Consider the following 21,951-nt stretch of genomic DNA (forward strand, 5'->3'; position numbering starts at 1 on the left):
CAAACCCTAAGGCCCGACCAGTCCGGGGTATAAACAATTGGCACTGGCTTATCAAGCACCCTGTTGAGTTCTCAAAGAACAACCACACACCATCCAAGACCCCGCACCAGCAGGACCCCGTCCGGGGCAACCTCTCTAACTTACCCGATCCGTTCCTCGCCGTCAAACTCGTGTCCGAGTTGATCAGCTTGGCTCGTTCCGGACCACGCCCGAACCGCACCGCCCAGCGGTGCTAGCTGCTGTCGTGGGAAACCGCAGACCGGCCGATGCCGCTTCGCGGCTATCCGCCCGGCTCCTGCCGGCTTCAGAACCCTACCCGGTCGGCTTCGCGATCGCAACCCCGTCGCCGGAGTCGTTCGCACCGCCCGATCCTCAGTCTCGCTCGGCGTTCCCGCCACGAGCCTGGCGCCCGTTCTCGGCCAGTTTATCCGGCCTCCCGCGTGCAGAGAGAAAGTTACGCGGATGGCCCACCGAAGGCAAATCAACGTTCGTCACTGCGTTCCGTGGAGGGTCCACACAGCCCCGCGCGGGAGCGCGGATGGAATCGGACCGGCCGCACGGGATCCGTAACCGTGCCGGGCATGTCAGAGTTGCTGGCATGGACGACCTGCCGCGCTCACCGACGACGGTGCTCGCCGAGGATGCCCTGCTCGGACTGCTGCTCCCGATCTGGCAGCTGGTCATCGGGGCGCTCGTGCTCGTGGCCGTCCTGGCGTCGGTACGCCGGCTGGCCCGCCGGGGCCCATCGCGTATGACCACCGCGCTCCTGGTCACCGCGGCGGCCATCGCCGGCTTCGCGGTCGTGGGTGTCCTGCTTCAGGGCTGACCGGTCGGAGCCGGGACGGCCGGCTGGCGCAGCGGTCAGAGCCGGCGGTTCGCCAGGCTGGGCAGCTCGGCGCGGATCGTGTGCAGACGGTCCAGGTCGAGCTCCGCGATGGCCACGCCCGGACCGTCCGGCACCTGGGTGAGCACGGTCCCCCACGGGTCGACCACCATGCTGCGTCCGAAACAGGTCCGCGCCGGCTCGTGGTCACCGGTCTGCCCGGCGGCGGCGACGAAGCACTGGTTCTCGATCGCCCGCGCGCGCAGCAGAACCTCCCAGTGGTCCCGACCCGTGTGCATCATGAACGCCGCCGGGACCACGAGCAGCTGTGCGCCGCCTTCCGTGGCAAGCCGGCGGTACAGCTCCGGGAAACGCAGGTCGTAACAGATCGACAGCCCGACCCGGAGCCCCTCGACGTCGACCACCACCGGCTGGTCGCCGGGCGCCACCGTGGCCGACTCCAGGTAGGACACGCGACCGGGGATCTCCACGTCGTACAGGTGGATCTTGCGGTAGCTGGCAGCGAGCGCGCCGGACCGGTCGAAGACCAGCGACGTGTTCCAGGTGTGCTCGGGATCCGGTCCGCGCTCGTGGAACGATCCGGCGATCACCCACATGCCCAGCCGCCGCGCGACGCCGGCGAAGAACTGCCCGACCTCGCCGTCGACCGCCTCCGGCTCGGGGAGCCGGGCGGCCGGGCCGAGGTAGTCCACGTACTCCGGGAGGACCGCGAGGTCCGCGCCGCCGGCGGCCGCGCGTTCCAGCAGGCCCTCCGCGGCCTCCAGATTGACCTTGCGGTCGTCCCGCGCGTTCAGCTGACAGACGGCGACCCGCATGGACCTCAGCGTACGGGCGGAGAGTCCCCGGCGACAGAGGTGCGACCGGCGCGACCGGCCGGTCGTCGCCGTCCCGCCGGTCGGCGGGCTCGACCCCTGCGCGTCAGGCCGACTTCTCCTCGCGGTCCCGACGGGCACGGCGGCCCGTGAATTCGCGCGGCACGATGGTCGGGTTGACGTTCTCCAGGACCACCTCGCGGGTGATCAGCACACGGGCGGCGTCCGGGTTGCTCGGCACCTCGTACATCACGGAGAGCAGGACCTCTTCCATGATCGCGCGCAGGCCCCGGGCGCCCGTCCCCCGCAACATCGCCTGGTCGGCGATGGCCTCCAGCGCCGAATCGTCGAACTCCAGCTCGACGCCGTCGAGCTCGAAGAGCCGCTGGTACTGCCGGACGAGGGCGTTGCGCGGCTCGGTGAGGATCCGCACCAGAGCCTGCCGGTCGAGGCTACGCACGCTGGTGATCACCGGGAGACGGCCGATGAACTCGGGGATGAGCCCGAACTTCAGCATGTCCTCCGGCATGACCTGGCCGAAGATGTCGTCGGTCGACCGCTCGGAGACCGCGCGCAGCCGGGCGCCGAAGCCGGTGCCGCCGTGGCCGGTGCGGGCCTCGATGATCTGGTCCAGACCGGCGAAGGCGCCGCCGCAGATGAACAGGACGTTGGTCGTGTCTATCTGGATGAACTCCTGGTGGGGGTGCTTGCGGCCCCCCTGCGGTGGCACGTTGGCCACCGTGCCCTCCAGCATCTTCAGCAACGCCTGCTGGACGCCCTCGCCGGACACGTCCCGCGTGATCGACGGGTTCTCCGACTTGCGGGCGATCTTGTCGACCTCGTCGATGTAAATGATGCCGGTCTCGGCGCGCTTGATGTCGTAGTCCGCGGCCTGGATCAGCTTGAGGAGGATGTTCTCCACGTCCTCGCCCACGTAGCCCGCCTCGGTCAACGCGGTGGCGTCCGCGATGGCGAACGGGACGTTGAGCATCCGGGCGAGGGTCTGCGCCAGGTGGGTCTTACCGCACCCGGTGGGACCCAGGAGGAGGATGTTGGACTTGGCCAGCTCGACGGCGTCACTGCCGGAGCCCGGCGCGCTGGCCGACTCGGCCTGGATCCGCTTGTAGTGGTTGTAGACCGCCACGGCGAGCGCCTTCTTGGCCTGGTCCTGCCCCACGACGTAGGTGTCGAGGAACTGGCAGATCTCCATCGGCTTGGGAAGCTCTTCCCACTTCACCTCGCCGGACTCGGCCAGCTCCTCTTCGATGATCTCGTTGCAGAGATCGATGCACTCGTCGCAGATGTAGACCCCAGGGCCCGCGATGAGTTTCTTGACCTGCTTCTGCGACTTGCCACAGAAGGAGCACTTCAGTAGGTCGCCGCCGTCACCGATCCGTGCCACCTACGTTCTCCCTGCACTCATCGGCCGGAGCTCCGGCCCTGACCCGCGGACGCTGCGCTCCGTCCGTCTTCTCAATCCCGCCGACTCCGACCGGCGAAGCGGTACGGACCCGACGTTACCCGCTGGCGGAGGTTTCTCCGACCCCCAAAACGGGTGTGTCAGAGGTCGGCCGGGAACGAACCCGGCCGACCTCCGACCCGAGCAGCTCAGCTGGCGGCGTTGGCGGCCAGCAAACCCTTCTTGCGGCTGGTGAGGATCGTGTCCACCAGCCCGTACTCCTTGGACTCCTCGGCCGTCATGATCTTGTCACGGTCGATGTCCTTGCGTACCTTGTCGATCGGCTGGTTGCAGTGCCGCGAGAGCATCTCCTCCAGCTGGGTCCGCATCCGCAGGATCTCCCGGGCCTGGATCTCGATGTCCGAGCCCTGCCCGTAACCGCCCTCGGTGGCCGGCTGGTGGATGATGATCCGCGAGTTCGGCAGAGCCATCCGCTTGCCCGGCGTGCCCGCGGACAGCAGCACGGCGGCCGCGCTGGCCGCCTGGCCCAGGCAGACCGTCTGGATGTCCGGGCGGACGTACTGCATGGTGTCGTAGATCGCCGTCATCGCGGTGAACGAGCCGCCGGGCGAGTTGATGTACATGATGATGTCGCGGTCCGGGTCGGTGCCCTCGAGCGTCAGCAGCTGCGCCATCACGTCGTTGGCCGACGCGTCGTCGACCTGGACGCCGAGGAAGATGATCCGGTCCTCGAAGAGCTTGTTGTACGGGTTGGATTCCTTGACCCCGTACGACGTGCGCTCGACGAACGACGGAAGGACGTAGCGGTTGTGCACGGCCGCGAACTGGGGCGGCAGGCTCAGGTCGGTCATCGTCAGCTCCTCGCTCAGCTCAGGGTCCCGGCGCCATCCGGAACCTGCGCGGCCCCGATGATCACCTTGTCGATGAAGCCGTAGTCCATGGCCTCCTGGGCGGTGAACCAGCGGTCCCGGTCCGAGTCCGACTCGATCTGCGCCTGGCTCTGGCCGGTGTGGTGCGCGACCCGCTCCTGGAACATCCGCTTCGTGTAGAGCATCTGCTCCGCCTGGATCGCGATGTCCGAGGCGGTGCCGCCCAGACCACCGGACGGCTGGTGCATCATGATCCGGGCGTGCGGCAGGGCGTAGCGCTTACCCTTGGTGCCCGCGCACAGGAGCAGCTGGCCCATCGAGGCGGCCATGCCCATCGCCACGGTCGACACGTCGTTGTCGATGAACTGCATGGTGTCGTAGATCGCCATGCCGGAGTAGACCGAGCCACCCGGCGAGTTGATCCAGAGGTTGATGTCGCGGTCCGGGTCCTCCGCGGCGAGCAGCAGGAGCTGCGCGCAGATGCGGTTGGCGACCTGGTCGGTCACCTCGCTGCCCAGGAAGATGATCCGCTCCTTGAGCAACCGGTTGTAGACCGAGTCGTCGAGGTTGCCAATGGTGTCGCCACCTCGGGCCTCGATCGCCCGGAGCGGCTTCGCTGGGATGTGCATGTCGGTCATGGCAGCCCTTCGCTCTCCGTACCGTCTTCTCCGACACTAACCGCTTGATCGGGCGGCGCACTCCCGGTCGGGACACTGTTCGCTGACAGCGCAGCCCCGTACGGGGCGTACCCGGAAAGGGCTTCGGCCGCCGCCCCACCGCGAGGGAGGGACGGCGGCCGCGCCCGACGATCAGTGCTCGTGGTTGTGCTCGGCCTCGCTCTCGGCGCGCAGCGCGTCGAGAGTCACCTCGTTGCCGGCGGTGTCCTTGATCTTGATGCGCTCCATGACCGAGGCCAGCGCCTTGCCCCGCCGCACGTCGCCGAAGACGGCGCTCGCGGCGCCGGAGCGCACCAGCTGGTCGTAGTACTGCTGCGGAGCCATGCCGGCGCGCTGCGCCCGGTGCACGATCTCGTGACCGAACTCGTCGTCGGAGACCTGGACCTCCTCGGCGTCGGCGAGCGTGTCCAGCAGGAGCTGGATCTTGACGCCCTCGGTGGCCGCCTCGGCCAGCTCGGCGTCGATCTGCTCCTCGGTCTTCTCCTCGGCCGCCAGGTACTCCTCCAGGGAGGCGCCGATCCGCTCCAGCTGGTCGATCATGGCCGCCTTGCGACTCTCGACCTCCTCGCGGACGACACCCTCCGGCGCCGGCACCTCGGCCGCGGCGACGAGCTGCTCCAGGGCCTTGTCCCGGGCGGCGTAGATCTGCTCGACCCGCTTGCCCCGGGCGACCCGCTCGCGCAGGTCGTCGCGCAGCTCCTCGATCGTGTCGAACTCGCTCGCCATCTGGGCGAACTCGTCGTTCAGCTCGGGCAGCTCCTTCTCCTTGACCGTGCGCACGGTCACCGCCACCTCGGCGTCCCGGCCGGCGAAGTCGCCGCCGACCAGCTGGGTGGTGAAGGTGGTGCTCTCACCGGCGGACAGGCCGACGACCGCCTCGTCCAGGCCCGGCAGGAGCTGCTTGCTGCCCACCTCGTGGGAGATGTTGCTCGCCGAACCGCCCGGCACGTCCTCGCCGTCGACGGTGGCGTTCAGGTCGATCTGCACGTAGTCGCCCTCGGCGGCGGCGCGCTCGACGGTCTTGAGGGTGGCGAACCGCTCGCGCAGGCTCTTCACCTGCTCGTCGATCTCGGTGTCGTCGATCTGGAGCTCGTCCACGGTCACCTCGACGGTGGCCGGGTCCGGCAGGATGATCTCGGGCCGGACGTCCACCTCGGCGGTGAAGTTGAGGGTGTCACCGTCGTTGAACTCGGTGATGTCGACCTCGGGACGACCCAGGGTCTTCAGGTCGTGCTCGCGGACCGCGGCGAGGATGTTCTGCGGGATGGCTTCCTGGATCGCCTCGTTGAGGACGGTGCCCCGGCCGACCCGCTGGTCGATCACGGCGGTCGGAACCTTGCCCCGGCGGAACCCGGGAACCTGCACCTGCGAACCGATCTCCCGGTACGCCTTCTTGAGGCTCGGCTCGAGCTCGACGAACGGCACCTCGATGGCGAGCCGCACGCGCGTCGGGCTCAGAGTCTCGACGGTGCTCTTCACAGGCGTACTCCTTGACGGATCTCGGTTTGATTCTGGGCGTTCGATCAGCCCATCGAGTGTAGGCGAGCCGGCGCAGCCTGCCGGCAGCGCCCGGGGGCCGCACGGGATCGGCGGCGCCCGGGGCGACCCGGCCGCGGACGGCAGTCGGGGTGGCGGGATTTGAACCCACGGCCCCTCGCTCCCAAAGCGAGTGCGCTACCAAGCTGCGCCACACCCCGTGGCGGGAAGCAGTCTATGCCGTCGTCGCACGTAGGAGGTGCCGGGGCGGCAGCCAACGCGCCGAACCACCCCAAAGCGGATGCGCGGGTCGTGTCGGGGGACGCGCCCCGGGATACGAATGGGCGGGCGGCGGAGGCATTCGGTACGCTGTCGGCGCGCCTCGCACGTCGAGGCGAACGCGGGCGTAGCTCAATGGCAGAGCTTCAGTCTTCCAAACTGACGGTGCGGGTTCGATTCCCGTCGCCCGCTCCACCCACGAAGGCCCAGGTAGACCGCATGATCGCGGCACCTGGGCCGTTTCACTTCTCCCCCATCTCCGATCCTGCGTGCCATCCACGTGCCATTCACGGCCGGCGACGGCCACTTCCGGCGATGCGGCGGTCCATCGCCTGCGCGACCTCACGGTCACGGCTTGCTGGGCATCTTTGCCGGTGGCCTAATCCAAGCCGTGGTCGCCCGCACGAACCAGCGGCACGAACGGCACCTCGCCCTAGAAATGCGAAGGGTTGAGGAACGCTTCAAGTCGTACACAGAGCTTGCGCAGTTGGCGCGCCGGGACCTCCGGGACGCCGCCCGGCTAACAGGCGGCGCGGCGTCACGGCGCGTCAACAACCACCGAGGCCTCCGTGGCCGAATATGCAGTAAGTGCGGCCTTGTGCCACGTTCACCGCCACTGCAAGGGTGTGGACGTGTCCTCCTCATCGCATTGGCCGACCAGTCCCAAGACCGTTGTGGTCCCCATCTACGACGGCGTGGACCTCCTCGATGTCGCTGGACCTGTCGAGGTGTTCACGGTGGCCGACCGCCTCACCGGGGGCGGGAGGTACGAAGTGCTGCTCGCCGCCGCGGTGCCTGGCCGGGTGAACACGTTGAACCGGGTGCAGTTGGTCGCCGACCGATCGCTGACCGAGTTGCCGTCCGTGATCGACACCCTGCTCGTACCGGGCGGCGCGGAGATCACGGCGCGGCGGGTCGAGCCCGTGGTCGACAGCGCGGTCGTCGCGGCGGTCCGGACCCTTGCCAGGCGTGCCCGTCGGGTCGCGTCGGTGTGTACCGGTGCACACGTTCTTGCCGCTGCCGGTGTCCTCGATGGTCGCCGTGCCACCACACACTGGGCCACGGCGGCGACCCTGCGCACGGACCACCCTGCGGTGGCGGTCGACGCCGATCCGGTGTTCGTGCGCGACGGCAAAGTGTGGACTTCGGCGGGACTCAGCTCGGGAATCGACCTGGCGCTCGCGCTGGTCGCCGACGACTGCGGTGACGATGTGGCCCGGGCGGTCGCCCGCTGGCTCGTGGTCTACCTGCGCCGCCCAGGCGGCCAAGCGCAGTACAGCGCGGCGCTGGCCCGCGACGCCACGACGCCGGGTCCCGTGCATGGGTTGCAGCGGTGGATCGTCGAGCACCTCGACGAAGACCTCTCCGTCCCGGCGCTGGCCGCGCGGCTGTCGATGAGCGTCCGCCACTTCAGCCGGGTGTTCGCCCGGGAGGCGGGCTGCACGCCGGCGGAGTACGTCGCCGCGTTGCGGCTGGAGGCCGCCCGCCGCCACCTCGAACAGGGCGGGCAGCCGCTGCACGTCATCGCGCGCGTGTGCGGCTACGGATCCGTGGATTCTCTGCAACGTGCTTTCCGGGCCCACGGCACCACACCGGCGCGGCACCGAACCCAGTTCGGCACGGCGAGCCAGCCAACCGTGTCCGACCGGTCGGAGAGACGCACTACGACAGCAGAGGAGCCCGCACATGCGTGACCACCGACCCGAGCGTTCGGTCGACCCGCCGGACTCCGCGCTGTGCCGGTCCGCGGCCGACCTGCTGCGGCGCACGGCGCCCGCACCACTGGTCGCACACTGTCACCGCAGCTACGCGCTGGGCGCAGCTCTGATCACCAACCGCTGCGAGGCGTACGACGCCGAGATCCTCTTCGTCGCCGCGGCGCTGCACGACCTGGGGCTCACCGCGGCGTACGGCCACGTCGACGCCCACGGCTTCGAGCACGTCGGTGCCGCCGTTGCGGCGGACCTGCTCCGCGTGCACGGAGGCGACGAACAGCGGGCGACGCTCGTCCGCGACGCTGTGGCCATGCACCTGGAACTGACCACCGGCCAGGACCCGCGGCCGGAGGTGGCCGCCCTGCACGTCGGCGCCGCCGCCGACGTGCTCGGCATCGGGCTCGACCGGTTACCCGACGGGCTGCTCGACGACGTCCTGCAACGGTGGCCGCGGGTGGGGTTCACCGCCTGGCTGTCCGCCGCGATGCAGGCCGAGGCGCAGCGCCGGCCCGCCTCCACCGCCGGGCGCTACGTGCGCGAGTTCGGCTTCCTGCAGATGCTCGCCGCTGCCGAGGTGCCAGCGTGAGCGCCCCCACTCCGCCCGCAGCGACAGCGACCTACCTGGGCACGGCCACGGTCCTGCTGCGCATCGGCGACCTCGTGCTGCTGACCGATCCCGCGCTCGACCCACCGGAAGCCCCCCAGGAATTCCGGGTGCCCAAGACCCCGATGCGGATCCCGCTGCAGCGCACCCGGCCCGCGTGCCTGCCCCCGGATGACCTGCCGCACCTAGACGCTGTGCTGCTCAGCCACGACCAGCATCCCGACAACTTCGACACCTCAGGCCGCGCCGTCGCGGCGAACGCCGATCTCGTGCTCACCACCACCGCCGGGGCACGCCGGTTACGGGGCAACGCGCACGGACTGCAACCCTGGCAGAGTGTCGTGATCGAACGCGGCTCAACCCAGGCCCGGGTCACGGCGACTCCCGCTCGGCACGGCCCCCCAGGGATGGACAGGGTGGTCGGCGACGTGATCGGGTTCGTCATCGAGGCCGAGGGCCTCGACCGCGCGCTGTACATATCCGGCGACACGGTGCTGCACGACGGGCTCACCGAAATCGGTCAGCGTTTCACCGTCGGCCCGGCGCTGCTGCACTTGGGGCGGGCCCGCTTCCCCGCGACCGGTTCCACCACATACTCGCTGGGGGCCCACGAGGCCGCCACGCTTGCCGGGCTGATCAATGCCACAACGGTGCTCCCGGTGCACTACGACGACTGGGCCCACTTCACCCAGACCCGCGACGAGGCGGCTGCGGCGTTGCGCGCGGCAGGCACCACGACGCGATGGATGGTGCCCGGTGAACCGGTCGACCTGCTCGCCGCTGGCCTGCTCCACCCCCGACCGACTCCGGGCCCGAGGAGTTGACGTGCTGGTAGTCCTCGGCACTGGCGCCGTCGGCCGCCTGCTCGCCGCGCTCGTACACCGCTCCGGGCGCAGACGTGGTGCTGGTCGGCCGCCCCGCCACCACGGGGTAGCTGATGTCCGCCCTGGGACAGCCAGCGCCGGACATCGGCTACTTTGCCGCCCCTAAGGCCCGCGTACCCCGCCCGGGGCCTGCGCCCGCTCGGTGTCCTGGAGCTCGTGGACCGGACGTGACAGCAGGCAGAACTCGTTGCCTTCAGGATCGGCAAGCACGACCCAGCTAGCGTCGGAGGGCTGTCCCACGTCGACACGTCGTGCACCGAGGGCGAGCAGCCGGTCAAGCTCCTGCGCGGTGGTCACGCCGTCGGCACGCAGGTCGACATGCAACCGGTTCTTGGTCACCTTGCCCTCTGGCACTGCCGCCACGTCGATCATCGGCCAGGAACGGTCGGACGCCGCGATGGTGATCACCTCAGCATCCTCATCGACAACCTGCCAGCCGAGAACCGAGCACCAGAAGTCGGCGATAAGTCGTGGTCGAAGGGCGTCGATGGCGATGACGGCAAGACGACTCGGCATGCTGTCATCTTCCCCCAGCCGGGGCGATGCACCAGCCCAGCGCGGCGCCCGTCCGGACACAGGCGATCATGCCGACGGGTGCCGTCCGGGTGGTGGACTGTCGCCGGCTTGGGGTTCTTCCAGCCTCCGGGCGATCTGTTCGATGGCGCCGAGGTCTTGTGGGGCGAGCCGGTCGATGAAGTGGCGTCGTACCGACTCGACGTGGGCCGGTGCGGCGTTTTCGAGTGCGTCCAGGCCCTCCGGGGTGAGCACGAGGAAGCAGCCTCTGCCGTCGGCCGGGTCGGGCGCGCGCCTCAGGAGCCCGCGTGCCTCCATCCGGGTGGCGTGCCGGGACAGCCGGCTGCGTGACCAGCCCATCTTGTCGGCCTGTTCCCCCAGCGTGCTGGTCCGACCGGGCCGCTCGGACAGGGTGCTGAGCACCTCGTAATCGGGTTCGGAGAGCCCGATGGCGGCCAGATCACGGGCCGTGCCCGTCTGCACGGCGACGACCACGCGCAGGAACGCCCGCCACGCCCGCTCCTCGTCTGGCGTCAACCAGCGTACGGACCCGGACGGAGATTTAGTTGACATGTAATCAAGGTAGCACCTAGGCTTCGTTTCCATGTTAACGAAATCGGCCCGTGTCCTTGTCCTGACATCCAGCACCCGCCCCGGCGCCCTCGGCCCTCTGGTGGCGCAGTGGCTGATGGAAACCATGACCCCCCGTGCCGCGGAACTTGGCGTCGAGCTCGTACCGGTGGCTCTCGGCGATCTGGACCTGCCCTTCCTGGACGAGGAGGAGCACCCGTCGGCGGGGGTCTACCAGCAGGAGCACACACGTCGGTGGAGCGAGGTCGTCGACGCGGCGGACGGGTTCGTCGTGGTCACGCCCGAGTACAACTACGGGATGCCGGCGACGCTGAAGAACGCGCTGGACTACCTCAGCCGCGAATGGGCGTGGAAGCCGATCGGTTTCGTCAGCTACGGCCACACGTCGGCGGGCACCCGGTCGGTTCAGCACGCCAAGCAGGTGGTGACCACGCTGCGCCTGGTTCCGTTGGGCGCCACGGTCGCGATTCGCATCGGTGACGCCGTGGAGGGTGGACGGCTGCGGTCCGACGCATCGCGCGACGCGGCGGGTGTCGGGCTGCTGGACGAGCTGGTCCGGGTCGCCCACGCCCTGCGGCCACTGCGCGAACGCGCACGAGCCGGGGCGCTGTCCGGACCGGTGCCGGGGTCCTACGTGAGGCGGCTGACCCCCGACGACGCACCCGAGGTCACCGTGCTGCAGCGGTGCTCCTGGGTGGACGAGGCCGTCGCCAACGACACCCTGGCGATACCGGCACTGCACGAGTCGCTGGAGGACGTACGCGACTGGCTCGCGACCTGGCACACCACGGGCGTCTGGCTGGACGGCCGACTGCTGGGCATGGTGCGGGCCCGCCGCGTCGACACCGACTGGCACGTGGGTCGGCTCGCCGTCGTGCCGGACCTGCGAGGTCAGGGGCTGGGCCGGTGGCTGCTACGCACCGCCGAAGCCGGCGCCCAACCGGACTGCCGCCGCGTCCTTTTGTTCACCGGCGCGAAGAGCCTGCGGAACATCGACCTCTACCACAGCGAGGGATACCGGTCGGCGCCACTCGCCGCTCCTGACGGAACCACCTGCCTCACCAAGGACATATCCGTCAGGCAGCACTGACGCTGCCGTCCACGTGCCCCGTTCGGAGGAGACTGGAAGGTCTACTCCGTCGCCTGCTCTTCACCCGATCTCGTAGTCGAACCAGATCCGATGGTTGCCATCGGCGTCCACGGCCACTCCGCCGGTGCCGGAGATGCGGGCGAGCTCGCCGGTGCCGCTCGACGGCACGATGGCGAAGAACTCGGCGGTACGGTCGCTGCCGGAGGTCGCTGCCGAGTGTACGAAGTTGAACGCGCCGCTCTTTCCGTGCAGAGAGCCTTCGAACGACTCCATGGCCACGTACGTGCCGACGCCTGCCGTCTGATCGTAAGCGGAGGTGAACACGGTCGCGGAGCGCCCGACCACCTCACCCTCGAAGCGCTTCTCCATCGTCGAAACCCCGACCGGCAGCCCGGTTGCCACGGCTGGTTCCGGCACCAACTCTGTGGGGACAAAGGCTTTGACCGTGAAAGTACCTGCTGCCCTCATGGGTCGATCGTAATGTCACGCTCCCTCTGGAGCGCGATCCATTACCGGCGCACCGCCACGGCGGTGTCCTGACCCTCGTCCAGGACACCGCCGCGGCGGTCGATCGTCCTCGCCGAGGCGGCGTTGTCCATCTCGCAGACGACCGGCCAGCAGGGCCACCCAGGCCGTGAACCCGACCGGCGAGTCCACCTTGAGCCAGGCGGCGTGCAGGCGGACAGTGGGCGCGACCAGGTCCGGCATGCCGCGACCATAGCGGTTTCGTCACGAGTGGCGCCGGCGCGAACGGCGGTCGGTGCGGCGCCCGCTCCGGGAGGTCAGGGTTCGGCGTCGAGGGTTGAGCGACCATTCGACTGACCCGGCCCACGCCCCATCAGGCCGTTAGGTCGGTGATGGCCTCGTCGACGGTGGACGCCAGCAGGTCCGGCAGGAAGCCGATCAGGTCGAGCGTGAACCGGACCGCGCCGCCCTCCGGTGCGACCACCCGTACCGCCGCCTGCCGGTTGACGAAGGCGGTGACCAGCCGGTCCAGGCACCGCAGCCCGGCGCTGTCGAGGAAGGTCACCCCGGACAGGTCGATGACCACGCCGGCGGCCGCGCGGATGGCGGTGAGCACGCCTCGCTCCACCTCGTCGGCGTTCGCGTGGTCGACGTCGCCGTACAGCCGCACGACCTCGCAGCCGCGCTCACCGGCGACCGCGACACGGTCCCGGGTCATCTCGCCCTCCTTTCGACCCGCCGTCGCATCAACACGTTCGTGCCCCCACCCCGGTCGACGACGAGGTCGTCCATCAGCCGCCCCATGAGCGCCATGCCCCGTCCCCGATGCAGGCTGGCGCGCGGCGGCAGCCAGCGGCCGGTGTCGGAGACCCGCAGGTCGAGGACGTCCCCGTCCAGGGTGGCGGTCACGCTGACCCGCCCGGCGGGGTCGCCGCCGCAGCCGTGCTCGATCGCGTTGGCCACCGCCTCGGAGGTGGCGAGGACGATGCCGTACCGCTCGGACTCCGGTACCTGGCAACCGGTCAGCCACTCGTCCAGCGCCGCCCGGAGCGGAGCCAGCTCGGCCATCCCCGCCGGCACGTCCCGGCGGAACCGCGGAGCGCCGTCGAACGCGAGCGCGAGAAGACACGTGTCGTCGTGGCCACCCTCGCCCTCCAGCATCGCGTCGCTGACCTCCTCGGCGAGCGCCGCCAGCGGGGCGTCCCGCCACTTTCCCAGCACGTCCACCAGCCGGCCGAGCCCCTGGTCGATCCTCTCACCGCGCCGCTCCACCAGACCGTCGGTGTAGAGCAGCAGCCGCGAGCCCCGGGCCAGGGTCAACTCGGCCTGCTGGCGCGTCCGGCTCGCCGCGCGCGTGCCGAGCGGACCGGACCGGCCCTCCCACAGGTAGCGGGGCTCGGTACCCGGCGGCAGCAGCAGGGGCGGCGGGTGGCCGGCGCACGCGTACCGGAGGACGCCGGTGTCCAGCGACAGCTCGGCGTACGCGAGGGTGGTCATCTGCCCGGCCTCCAGGGTGGCGACGAAGTCGTCCATGTGCCGCAGGACGGCGGCGGGGCTGCACCGGGCCTTGCCCAGGGCCCGTACCGCGCTGCGGAGCTGGCCCATCGCGCTGGCCGCCCGGAGCCCCCGGCCGACCACGTCGCCGACGACCACCCCGATGCTGCCGCTGGACGTGGTGAAGGCGTCGTACCAGTCGCCGCCGACCTCCAGGGTCTCCCCCGCCGGCCGGTAGACGGTGACCACGTGGAAGCGGCTGTCGGTGGGGCGTTCCCCGGCGAGCAGACTGCGCTGGAGCGTGCGCGCCACCTCGCGGTCCTGCTCGGCGAGGCGGGCGTTGTCCAGCGCCAGCCCCGCCCGGTCGGCGAGGTCGAGCAGGAAGTCGGGCTCGGCGCGGCCGGTGGGGTCGGGCGCCTCCACCAGCAGGAGCGTGCCGATCACCACGGTGCGGGCCCGCAACGGCAGCACCACGCCCCGACGACCGTCCGGCGCCGCCAGCGGAAGGGCACGGCCGGACCGGCCGGCGTCCCGCACCGCATCCCGGACGTCGTCGCCGAGCAGCCACGGCCTCGGGGTACCGCTGGCGATCACCCCGTCGGGACCGGTCGGCTGGTCCGGCCGCCCGTCGGGGTCGGTGGTGGCGAGGTCCACCTGCGCGTACTCGGCCAGGTCCGGCACCAGCAGCTCGACCAGCCGGCGGGCCCGGTCGGCCGATCCGACCGGTTCGTCGAGGTCCCGGCCCAGGCGGGCCAGGAAGGCCGACTGCCAGGCGCGGCGGGTCGTCTCCTCGTACAGCCGTACCCGTTCCAGCGCCTGCCCCGCCTGCTGGCCGAGCGTCCGCATCAGGTTCACCTCGTCGGTGGCCAGAGCGCGGGCCTCGGGAAGGTCGACGGACACCGCACCGAGCACCCGGTCGTCGGCGACCAGCGGGGTCACCACCCGCCGGTCGAGCCGGGACCGGTCGGACACGACGACCTCGCCGGTGCGGACGGCCCGCGCCTCCCACTCCGGGCCGTCCAGCGCGATCGGCGCGGCGGGGACGGCGGCCGAGCCGTCGGCGCCACCGGCGACCGTCAGCACCGCCTCCTCCGGATCCAGCAGCCAGACCGTGGTGGCGGTCGCCTCGAACGCCGCGGTGGCCGCGACCACGATCGGAGCGACGATCTCCTCGGCGCGCTCGATCGCCGCGCAGCGGGCCACCATCTCCTGCAGCACACGCAGCCGGGCGGCGACCAGCTCCGCGCGGCGGCGCTCGTCGAGCAGTTCCCGCTCGTACGCGCGGCGGTCGGTCGCGTCGAACACCGTCAGCCGCAGGACGGTCGACCCGCCGCCCGGGTTCCGCCGCAGGACCGCGTTGACCAGGGTGTGCAACCGGCCGCCGTCGGCCCGGCGGAACTCCATCGCCACCTCGCGCACCTCGCCCTGCATGTGCAGCAGCGGACGCAGGTGCGTCTCGTGGAAGATCCGGCTCCCGACGGTGAACAGCGCCTGGACCGGACGCCCCACCAGGTCCTCCCGCCGGCGACCGGTCCAGTCGAGGAACGTCTGGTTCACCCGGGCGACGGTGCCGTCCGGCAGCACCGAGAGGTAGCCGCAGGTCGCGCGCTCGTACAGGTCCTCCGCGCTCTCCTCGAGCAGCGGGGCGAACCAGTCGGGCGGCGGGACCGGGTCGACCACGTTCAGTCGGCCCGCAGGTACGCGCTGATGGCCGCCGCCGTCTCCTCGGGAGCGCTCAGGTTGGGGCAGTGCCCCGACGCCGCGAGCGTGACCAGGGTGCTGCCGGGGAGGTGGCGGTGGACGTAGTCGCCGACCTCCGACGGTGCGATCACGTCGTTGGTGCACTGGAGGATCAGGCTGGGCACGGTGACCTTCGGCAGGTCGGTCCGGTTGTCGGACAGGAAGGTGACCCGGGCGAACTGGCGGGCGATGGCCGGGTCGGTGCGGCAGAAGCTGTTGGCCAGCTCGGCACCGAGCTCCGGCCGGTCCGGATTGCCCATGATCGCCGGAGCCATCGCCGCGGACCAGCCGAGGTAGTTGCTGTCCAGCGAGTCCAGCAGCTCGTCGATGTCGGCCCGACTGAAGCCACCCCGGTAGCCCTCGTCGTCGACGTACCGCGGAGACGGCCCGACCAGCACCAGACGGGAGAAGCGGTCGGGCTCGGCGATCGACGCGAGCACACCGATCATCGCGCTGACCGAGTGGCCGACGAAGACGACGTCGCGCAGATTCAGCTCGGCGAGGATCTCGAGCACGTCCTCGGCGTAGCCGCGCAGGTCCGCGTACCGCCCGGGCCGGTAGGCGGACAGGTCCGAACCGCCGGCACCGACGTGGTCGAAGAGCACGACCCGGTGGTCGTCGACGAAGTGGGGGACCAGGGACCGCCACATGTGCTGGTCGCAGCCGAACCCGTGGGCGAAGACCAGGGTCCTGCCGCCGTCCTGACCCGTCACCGTGATGTTGTTGCGAGTCAGAGCGCTCACGCGCGGTGACACTACCTGCGATCAGGTCACCCCGCCAGCGGAGCGACGGGACGCTCGGGCCGCCGCGGCTGCACGACAAGCGCATTCACAACGATCACCGTCACCCGCGCCACACCCGCGCCACCTCCGGGGCGAGCGTCACGGCCTGCGCGGTGCCGGCGGCGAGCGCCGGACCACGTCGCCCCGGGTCCAGGACGTTCGACCCGATCGCCGCACGGGCGGCGTCGTCGGGAGCGAGGAGCACCGTCCGGGCGGCCGCCAGCCTCGCCAGTTCCTGTCGGGGCGAGGCGCGGAAGACCCCGACGGTCGGCGCCAGCACCACGACGGCATCCGCCCCGGCGGCGAGATCGGCGTTGGTGACCGACCGCACCCCGCCGTCCATGAAGTGCCCGGTGCCACCCACCGGCACCGGCGGAAAGACGCCCGGCACCGCGCAACTCGCCGCGACCGCCTCCGCCAGCGGCACCCCCGCCGTGGCGTCCCAGGCCACCAGCTTCCCGTTCGACGTGTCGACGGCGGTCACGACGAGCCGTGGACGGGTCGGCCACCGCCGCACCGGCAGGTTCTGGTCGAACCGTGCGACGTGCTCGCCCGGCTCGCCCACGGGGGCGCTGCACGCCAGGGCACCGAGCCGCGCGCGGGCCTGCTCCGGCGACAGGGAGCGGTCGGTGAGGACCGCGAACCCCTGGGCGAGCAGGGTCACGTCGATGCGGGGTGACAGTTCCACCTCGATCCGTGCGGCGTCGGCGACGGCGGTGGCGAGGTCCACGCCGGTCGCGACGAGGGCTCCGACGTACGCCCCCGCGGACGTGCCCACGATCAGGTCGGCGTCGGTGAGGTCGACGCCGTGTTCGCGCAGGCCGGCGAGGACGCCCAACTCCCACGCGATGCCGGTGACGCCACCGCCACCCAGTACCAGCGCCCGCATGAGCCCCTCCGCATCCCCGTCCCTGTCTCAGCCACTACCCGACGAGTGGTCCACGAACCACGTACGGGTCGGGGCCGCCCGTTTTGCACCGGAGGCGTCCGGGTAGGGCAGCGGTCATGGACACGAACACGAAGGCACACCTGGTGGGCGGCCCCCGCGACGGCAGCACCCTCGACGCGGGTGACGCGCTGCTGGAGGTCGAGATCGACGGCATGATGCACCGCTACATCCGGACCACGAAGCAGAGTGACGAGGGTGCGACGGTCTACAACTACGACGGGATGGTCGCTCCGGACGGCGGCGAGCCGGGCGTCGAGGATCCGGCGGCACGGGTCGCCTCGCCGAAGGCGGACGCCGAGGGGCGCGGCGGGAAGCACTGACGCCCGGCCGGGCGCGGATGATCCGGCTCCGGCCGGGTATGAAGCGCCGACCTGGTGGAGGACGACGGGGTCGCGGCACTCCGCGACCGGGCGCCCGGGCGGGCCGCGGGACGCCGGCCCGCCCGGGCGTACCGTCAGTTGTTGGTGATCCAGTTCCAGGCCGAGACGACCCACTCGGTCTGCTGGAGCCACGCGACACCGAGGCCGGTGAGGAACACCGCGGTCACCAGGTGCGCACCCCTGGCGCTGTGCCGCACCCGGCCCATCTGCCGCTCCAGCACCAACCGGCCCACCAGCCGAGCCAGCGCGAACAGGCCGCCCGCCACCAGCAGGCTGAGCACGAAGATCAGCAAGGGTGCGGCCAGGTCGCCGCCGCCCGAGATCGCCCAGATGCCCCAGCAGACGAACGCGAAGAGGGCTCCCGCGGCGCTCCACTCCCCGCCCCGCTTGAGTTGCGCGACGTGCCAGCCCAGCGGCCGGCGCGGCGCGTCCGACCAGCCGGCGCCGTGCGGCTCCTCCTCGACGACGGGGAACGGCTCGGTGCGCGGCGTCCGGCGCTGGCCGACCGACGCGACGCCCCGCCGGTACGGATCCCGCTGCTGCGGCACCCCGGCCTGCGGCGGCACCTCGACGGTCCGCTCCGCCCACGGCTGCGGCTGGTCTGCCATCTCGTCCTCCCCTGGACCCGACGGCGGCCCCCGGCCACCGTCCGCCTTCGAGGGTATCCAGCGCGCAAATCACTCGCCGACGACGCACCGGTCGGCTAGACAGGCGACGTGACCAATCCCCCACCGGACTTCACCACCGCCCGCCCCGAGGACCTCGACGACCTTCACGATCTGCTCAACGGTCTCTTCCTCGGCGGCTTCGACGCCGAGTCCTGGACGATCGAACGCACCCTCCTCGAACCGGAGCGCACCCTGCTCGCCCGCGACGGCGGGGAGCTGGTGGCGAGCGCCACCGCGTACACCCGGGACCTGACCGTGCCGGGCGCCCGCGTGCCCGCCGCGCACGTCAGCATGGTGGGGGTCGCGCCGACCCACCGCCGACAGGGCCTCCTCACCCGGATGATGGGCCGGCAGTTGCGGGAGGTCCGCGACGCCGGCCGGGAGCCGGTGGCGGTGCTGTGGGCCAGCGAGGGACGGATCTACCCCCGCTTCGGCTACGGCCTCGCCGCCCCGCGGCTCACCGTCGACTGCGAGACCACCGAGCTGCGCCTGCCGGATCCGACGCCCGCCGAGGGCCGGCTGCGCGTGGCCCGCCCGGCCGCGTGCCGCGCCGACCTGGAGAGGGTGTACGACCGGGTACGCCCCGAGCGGCCCGGCTGGTCCGGCCGCGACGAGCGGTGGTGGGGGTACGTGCTGGGCGACCCGGCGTCCCAGCGGGGCGGGGCGACGGAACTCCGCGCGGTGCTGCACCACGGTCCCGACGGGGTCGACGGGTACGCCCTCTTCCGCACCCGCAGCGAATGGAACGAGGCCGGCCCGCAGGGTCAGGTCACCGTGCACGAGGTGGTGGCGGCGACGCCGGCCGGGTACCGGGCGCTGTGGCGGATGCTGCTCTCCGTCGACCTGACCCGGCGGCTCACCTGGCGCGGGGCGGCGCTGGACGAGCCGTTGCTGCGGCTGGTCAACGAGCCGCGACGACTGGGCGCCCGCCTGGTCGACGGGCTCTGGCTGCGCGTGGTGGACGTGCCGGCCGCGCTGGCCGCCCGCCGGTACGCGACCGCGGTCGACGTGGTCCTCGACATCACCGACGACCTGCTGCCGGAGAACACCGGCCGCTGGCGTCTCACCGGCGGGCCCGACGACGCCACCTGCGTACCGACGGATGCGCCCGCCGACCTGGCGTGCGACGTGCGCAGCCTCGGAGAGCTCTACCTGGGCGGGACGGGGCTCGTCGCGCTCGCCGCGACCGGGCGGGTCGAGGAGCGGCGTCCGGGCGCGCTGGCTGCGGCCGGCCCGGCCTTCGGCTGGCACCGGGCCCCGGCCGGCATGGAGATCTTCTGACCCGCCACCGGGTCCCGTCGGGTCGGCGGGGCGCCACGGGGTCCCGTCGGGTCGGCGGGGCGCCGGTGGGGGCGGTACGGTCGGCTGATGGGCGACGTGGAGCGGCGGCGACGCCGGCACCGCCATCACGGCGACGCCGGTCCGGCGGAGGAGCCGAGCGCGGCCACGGCCGGTGTGCACGACGGGCCCGAGCCGCCGCGGCATCGCCGGGGCGGCTCGGGCGACGAGGGTGAGCGGGGGCTGCGTGGCCTCGTGGGCTCCGGCTCCTCGCAGGTCGGCGTGGCGGCCGCGATGCGGGCGCGCGACGCGGCCCGGCCCACCGACGAGGACCTGGCCGAGGCCGAGGCCCACGTGCAGATCGTCCGCCGCAACTGGACCCCCCGCGAGGACCTCCCCCGCCGCTGACCGGCCCCGCCGGTGCGTCGATGATCGTCTGCTGATCAGCGGTCCGACACGCCGGGCCGCCGACAGCTCAGCCGCAGACGATCACTGCGAGGGCAGGGGCGGGAGTTCGCGGGTGCGCTCGAAGTCGGCCACCTGGGCGATGCGGCGCGCGTGCCGCCCGTTGCCTGAGAACGGCGTGGCGAGGAAGGCCTCCACGATGGCGGTCGCCTCGTCCAGCGTGTGCTGGCGGGCGCCGACCGCGACGATGTTGGCGTCGTTGTGCTCGCGGGCCAGCTGCGCGGTGTCGGTGTTCCAGGCCAGCGCCGCCCGCACCCCGGCGATCTTGTTGGCGGCGATCTGCTCGCCGTTGCCCGAGCCGCCGATGACGACACCCAGACTGCCCGCGTCGGTCACTACCCGGTGACCGGTGTGCAGGCAGAAGGCCGGGTAGTCGTCGTCCGGGTCGAAGGCGTGCGGGCCGACGTCGACCACGTCGTACCCCTGCTTGGCCAGGTGGTTGGCCAGGTGCACCTTCAACTCGAAACCGGCGTGGTCGGATCCCAGGTAGACGCGCATGACCCGCAGTCTCTCAGGCCGCTCTCCGGGACCCCGCGCGGGCGGTGCCCCGGAGTGGATTCGTCACAACCGGCTCAGCGGGACAGCTCGGCGACCACCAGACCGCCCCGCGCCTTCGGGGTGAACCAGGTGCTCTTGCGGGGCATCTTCTCCCGGGCGAGGTTCACCGCGACGAAGTCGTCCACGGTCACCGGGGCGACGAGGACGGCCAGCTCCGCACGGCCGGCGTCGACCTCACCGGTCAACCAGGCCGCCGGGTAGTCGCCGCCGACGTACGTGATCCGCTTGTCGCCGGGGTCCAGCCCGAGGGCGTCGCGCAGCAGCAGCCGCTCGACCAGCGCGTGGTCCAGGTTCTCCAGGCGGGACCCGCCGGCGTGCGGGAGGCGTACCGCGTACGCCCCGGTGGCGAGCCGGAGCACGACGGTGCCGCCGGCCGCCGGAACCTCGACCGGGCCGTCGATCGGAGTGATCTCCGCGCCCGCGGCCCGGAGGCGGTCGAGCAGCTCCTCCGGCGTGGTGGTCAGCTCGCTGACCAGCCGGTTGTACGGCTGGATGGCCACCGACGCCGGCGTGGTGACCACCGACAGGAAGCGCGGCAGGCCGCCGGTCTGGGCGGCCAGGCTGCGGTGGTTGCCGTCGGCGACCACCAGCTCACCGCCGCCGGCCAGGGCGGTCAGCGCGTCCTGCTCCGGACCCGGGCCGAGCAGCCAGATGGCGTGCGTCCGCCCGGCCTGGTCGGTGTCGGTCGCGGCCGGCGCACCCGCCGACTCGGTCGCCGCCGCCAGCGCGGCGTGCAGCTCGTCGCCACGGCCGGTCTGGAGCAGGAGTACGGGCGAGAGCAGGTGGCCCAGCGCCTCGGCCAGCGCCACCCGCTCCCGCACCTTGGCGATGAAAACGTCCTCGTTGCGGATGACCAGCCCCGGCTCGTCGGCGCGGGTGGAGATCTGGTCGGTGTCGACCATGGCGAAGAGCCCGTACGCGGACTCCTCACCCGGCGCGCTGATCCGGTACAGCACGACCACCTGCCCGGCGGGGGTGTAGCTGCCGTCGGCCTTCGCCTCCGCGAGCCGCGACACCGCGTCCGGCAGCGCGTCGAGGAAGGACTTCCCGAGGCTGTCCGGCGCCCGGTGCGGCATCTCGATGCCGAGGGCACTGTGCGGGTTCGCCTCGATGATCGCGGTGATCTCCGCGTCGTCGGCGAACTCGTCGTAGTTCTGCGCGCCGGTGCCGCCAGTGGTGATCCAGGCCCGGGCGATCGGATGCACGACCGTCATGACGAGGACGCTACCGGTGCCGGCCGCCCCGGCCGGCGCGGACCCACTCCCCGCCCACCAGGTGAGCCCAGGTGTAAGGAAGGGCCCCCTCTTAGTGAGCGTTTGAGAAGTGGGTTGGTTCGGCGGCGTGTCGTGTTGGAGGTAAGGGAAGGCCCTCGGTAGGTCCGGTGGTGTCGAGCCAACC

Annotated in this window: 23 protein-coding genes and 2 tRNA genes; 9 read left to right on the forward strand and 16 right to left on the reverse strand. The window is 71.6% G+C overall.

Annotation, left to right across the window (positions count from 1 at the left end):
* The first annotated feature begins 598 nt into the window (after window positions 1-598).
* Window positions 599-826: a hypothetical protein gene (locus ACIBR0_RS28410; protein ID WP_357031401.1), complete on the forward strand. Its 228-nt coding sequence runs from the start codon at window positions 599-601 to the stop codon at window positions 824-826.
* A 35-nt stretch (window positions 827-861) separates the two neighbouring features.
* Here the strand turns inward: ACIBR0_RS28410 and ACIBR0_RS28415 are convergent, their stop codons facing one another.
* The 6 genes from ACIBR0_RS28415 to ACIBR0_RS28440 all read right to left on the reverse strand — a co-directional run bounded on the left by ACIBR0_RS28415 (window position 862) and on the right by ACIBR0_RS28440 (window position 6,319).
* Window positions 862-1,659 (reverse strand): carbon-nitrogen hydrolase family protein, encoded by a 798-nt coding sequence (locus ACIBR0_RS28415; RefSeq protein ID WP_396720747.1) that lies wholly within the window; start codon window positions 1,657-1,659, stop codon window positions 862-864.
* 103 nt (window positions 1,660-1,762) lie between these two features.
* Window positions 1,763-3,058, reverse strand: a complete 1,296-nt coding sequence (gene clpX, locus ACIBR0_RS28420) for an ATP-dependent Clp protease ATP-binding subunit ClpX (protein ID WP_396720750.1) — start codon at window positions 3,056-3,058, stop codon at window positions 1,763-1,765.
* A gap of 206 nt (window positions 3,059-3,264) precedes the next feature.
* On the reverse strand, window positions 3,265-3,927 hold the full coding sequence (locus ACIBR0_RS28425) for an ATP-dependent Clp protease proteolytic subunit (RefSeq protein WP_357031392.1): 663 nt from the start codon (window positions 3,925-3,927) through the stop codon (window positions 3,265-3,267).
* Window positions 3,928-3,941: 14 nt separating this feature from the next.
* Complete coding sequence (locus tag ACIBR0_RS28430; RefSeq protein WP_357031389.1) at window positions 3,942-4,583, reverse strand: ATP-dependent Clp protease proteolytic subunit; 642 nt, start codon at window positions 4,581-4,583, stop codon at window positions 3,942-3,944.
* Window positions 4,584-4,754: 171 nt separating this feature from the next.
* The gene (gene tig, locus ACIBR0_RS28435) at window positions 4,755-6,101 is read right to left on the reverse strand and encodes a trigger factor (RefSeq protein WP_396720754.1); all 1,347 of its coding nucleotides are present in this window, start codon (window positions 6,099-6,101) and stop codon (window positions 4,755-4,757) included.
* Window positions 6,102-6,245: 144 nt separating this feature from the next.
* Window positions 6,246-6,319 (reverse strand) — tRNA-Pro (locus ACIBR0_RS28440).
* Between the two features lie 179 nt (window positions 6,320-6,498).
* On the opposite strand from ACIBR0_RS28440, the gene ACIBR0_RS28445 reads away from it, so the two are divergent.
* From ACIBR0_RS28445 to ACIBR0_RS28460, 4 genes are all read left to right on the forward strand, one after another.
* Window positions 6,499-6,572: transfer RNA gene (locus ACIBR0_RS28445), tRNA-Gly, on the forward strand.
* A 437-nt stretch (window positions 6,573-7,009) separates the two neighbouring features.
* The gene (locus ACIBR0_RS28450; RefSeq protein WP_396720756.1) at window positions 7,010-8,071 is read left to right on the forward strand and encodes a GlxA family transcriptional regulator; all 1,062 of its coding nucleotides are present in this window, start codon (window positions 7,010-7,012) and stop codon (window positions 8,069-8,071) included.
* Complete coding sequence (locus ACIBR0_RS28455; RefSeq protein WP_396720759.1) at window positions 8,064-8,678, forward strand: hypothetical protein; 615 nt, start codon at window positions 8,064-8,066, stop codon at window positions 8,676-8,678. Before ACIBR0_RS28450 ends, ACIBR0_RS28455 begins: the two co-directional genes overlap by 8 nt.
* Window positions 8,675-9,520: an MBL fold metallo-hydrolase gene (locus ACIBR0_RS28460; protein ID WP_396720761.1), complete on the forward strand. Its 846-nt coding sequence runs from the start codon at window positions 8,675-8,677 to the stop codon at window positions 9,518-9,520. Before ACIBR0_RS28455 ends, ACIBR0_RS28460 begins: the two co-directional genes overlap by 4 nt.
* Before the next feature lie 162 nt (window positions 9,521-9,682).
* On the opposite strand, the gene ACIBR0_RS28465 is transcribed toward ACIBR0_RS28460, so the two are convergent.
* Window positions 9,683-10,096, reverse strand: a complete 414-nt coding sequence (locus tag ACIBR0_RS28465) for a VOC family protein (RefSeq protein WP_396720764.1) — start codon at window positions 10,094-10,096, stop codon at window positions 9,683-9,685.
* Window positions 10,097-10,162: 66 nt separating this feature from the next.
* Window positions 10,163-10,666 (reverse strand): MarR family winged helix-turn-helix transcriptional regulator, encoded by a 504-nt coding sequence (locus ACIBR0_RS28470; protein WP_396720767.1) that lies wholly within the window; start codon window positions 10,664-10,666, stop codon window positions 10,163-10,165.
* Window positions 10,667-10,697: 31 nt separating this feature from the next.
* Here ACIBR0_RS28470 and ACIBR0_RS28475 point away from each other — a divergent pair, with 31 nt between their 5' ends.
* On the forward strand, window positions 10,698-11,774 hold the full coding sequence (locus tag ACIBR0_RS28475) for a GNAT family N-acetyltransferase (RefSeq protein WP_396720770.1): 1,077 nt from the start codon (window positions 10,698-10,700) through the stop codon (window positions 11,772-11,774).
* A gap of 60 nt (window positions 11,775-11,834) precedes the next feature.
* On the opposite strand, the gene ACIBR0_RS28480 is transcribed toward ACIBR0_RS28475, so the two are convergent.
* The 5 genes from ACIBR0_RS28480 to ACIBR0_RS28500 all read right to left on the reverse strand — a co-directional run bounded on the left by ACIBR0_RS28480 (window position 11,835) and on the right by ACIBR0_RS28500 (window position 17,144).
* The gene (locus ACIBR0_RS28480) at window positions 11,835-12,242 is read right to left on the reverse strand and encodes a DUF3224 domain-containing protein (protein ID WP_396720772.1); all 408 of its coding nucleotides are present in this window, start codon (window positions 12,240-12,242) and stop codon (window positions 11,835-11,837) included.
* A gap of 370 nt (window positions 12,243-12,612) precedes the next feature.
* Window positions 12,613-12,957: an STAS domain-containing protein gene (locus tag ACIBR0_RS28485; RefSeq protein ID WP_396720775.1), complete on the reverse strand. Its 345-nt coding sequence runs from the start codon at window positions 12,955-12,957 to the stop codon at window positions 12,613-12,615.
* Window positions 12,954-15,413, reverse strand: coding sequence for a SpoIIE family protein phosphatase (locus tag ACIBR0_RS28490; protein ID WP_396720778.1), 2,460 nt, complete (start codon window positions 15,411-15,413; stop codon window positions 12,954-12,956). Before ACIBR0_RS28490 ends, ACIBR0_RS28485 begins: the two co-directional genes overlap by 4 nt.
* 2 nt (window positions 15,414-15,415) lie before the next feature.
* A complete protein-coding gene (locus ACIBR0_RS28495) occupies window positions 15,416-16,216 on the reverse strand; it encodes an alpha/beta fold hydrolase (protein WP_396720780.1) in 801 nt (266 codons plus the stop codon).
* Between the two features lie 100 nt (window positions 16,217-16,316).
* Window positions 16,317-17,144 (reverse strand): patatin-like phospholipase family protein, encoded by an 828-nt coding sequence (locus ACIBR0_RS28500; RefSeq protein ID WP_396720783.1) that lies wholly within the window; start codon window positions 17,142-17,144, stop codon window positions 16,317-16,319.
* Window positions 17,145-17,260: 116 nt separating this feature from the next.
* On the opposite strand from ACIBR0_RS28500, the gene ACIBR0_RS28505 reads away from it, so the two are divergent.
* Window positions 17,261-17,524 carry a hypothetical protein gene (locus ACIBR0_RS28505; protein WP_357031348.1) on the forward strand — a complete coding sequence of 88 codons (264 nt, stop codon included), beginning with the start codon at window positions 17,261-17,263 and terminating at the stop codon, window positions 17,522-17,524.
* A 134-nt stretch (window positions 17,525-17,658) separates the two neighbouring features.
* Here the strand turns inward: ACIBR0_RS28505 and ACIBR0_RS28510 are convergent, their stop codons facing one another.
* Window positions 17,659-18,192, reverse strand: coding sequence for a hypothetical protein (locus tag ACIBR0_RS28510; protein WP_396720785.1), 534 nt, complete (start codon window positions 18,190-18,192; stop codon window positions 17,659-17,661).
* A gap of 108 nt (window positions 18,193-18,300) precedes the next feature.
* Between ACIBR0_RS28510 and ACIBR0_RS28515 the strand changes: the two genes are divergently transcribed.
* A complete protein-coding gene (locus ACIBR0_RS28515) occupies window positions 18,301-19,533 on the forward strand; it encodes a GNAT family N-acetyltransferase (RefSeq protein WP_396720788.1) in 1,233 nt (410 codons plus the stop codon).
* Window positions 19,534-19,620: 87 nt separating this feature from the next.
* Window positions 19,621-19,938 carry a hypothetical protein gene (locus tag ACIBR0_RS28520; protein WP_396720791.1) on the forward strand — a complete coding sequence of 106 codons (318 nt, stop codon included), beginning with the start codon at window positions 19,621-19,623 and terminating at the stop codon, window positions 19,936-19,938.
* 81 nt (window positions 19,939-20,019) lie between these two features.
* On the opposite strand, the gene ACIBR0_RS28525 is transcribed toward ACIBR0_RS28520, so the two are convergent.
* Both ACIBR0_RS28525 and ACIBR0_RS28530 read right to left on the reverse strand, forming a co-directional pair.
* The gene (locus tag ACIBR0_RS28525; protein ID WP_396720793.1) at window positions 20,020-20,493 is read right to left on the reverse strand and encodes a ribose-5-phosphate isomerase; all 474 of its coding nucleotides are present in this window, start codon (window positions 20,491-20,493) and stop codon (window positions 20,020-20,022) included.
* A gap of 74 nt (window positions 20,494-20,567) precedes the next feature.
* Complete coding sequence (locus ACIBR0_RS28530; protein ID WP_396720795.1) at window positions 20,568-21,767, reverse strand: DUF1015 family protein; 1,200 nt, start codon at window positions 21,765-21,767, stop codon at window positions 20,568-20,570.
* Window positions 21,768-21,951: the final 184 nt, after the last annotated feature.

The organism is Micromonospora sp. NPDC049497 (assembly GCF_044465805.1).
Taxonomy (GTDB): domain Bacteria; phylum Actinomycetota; class Actinomycetes; order Mycobacteriales; family Micromonosporaceae; genus Micromonospora.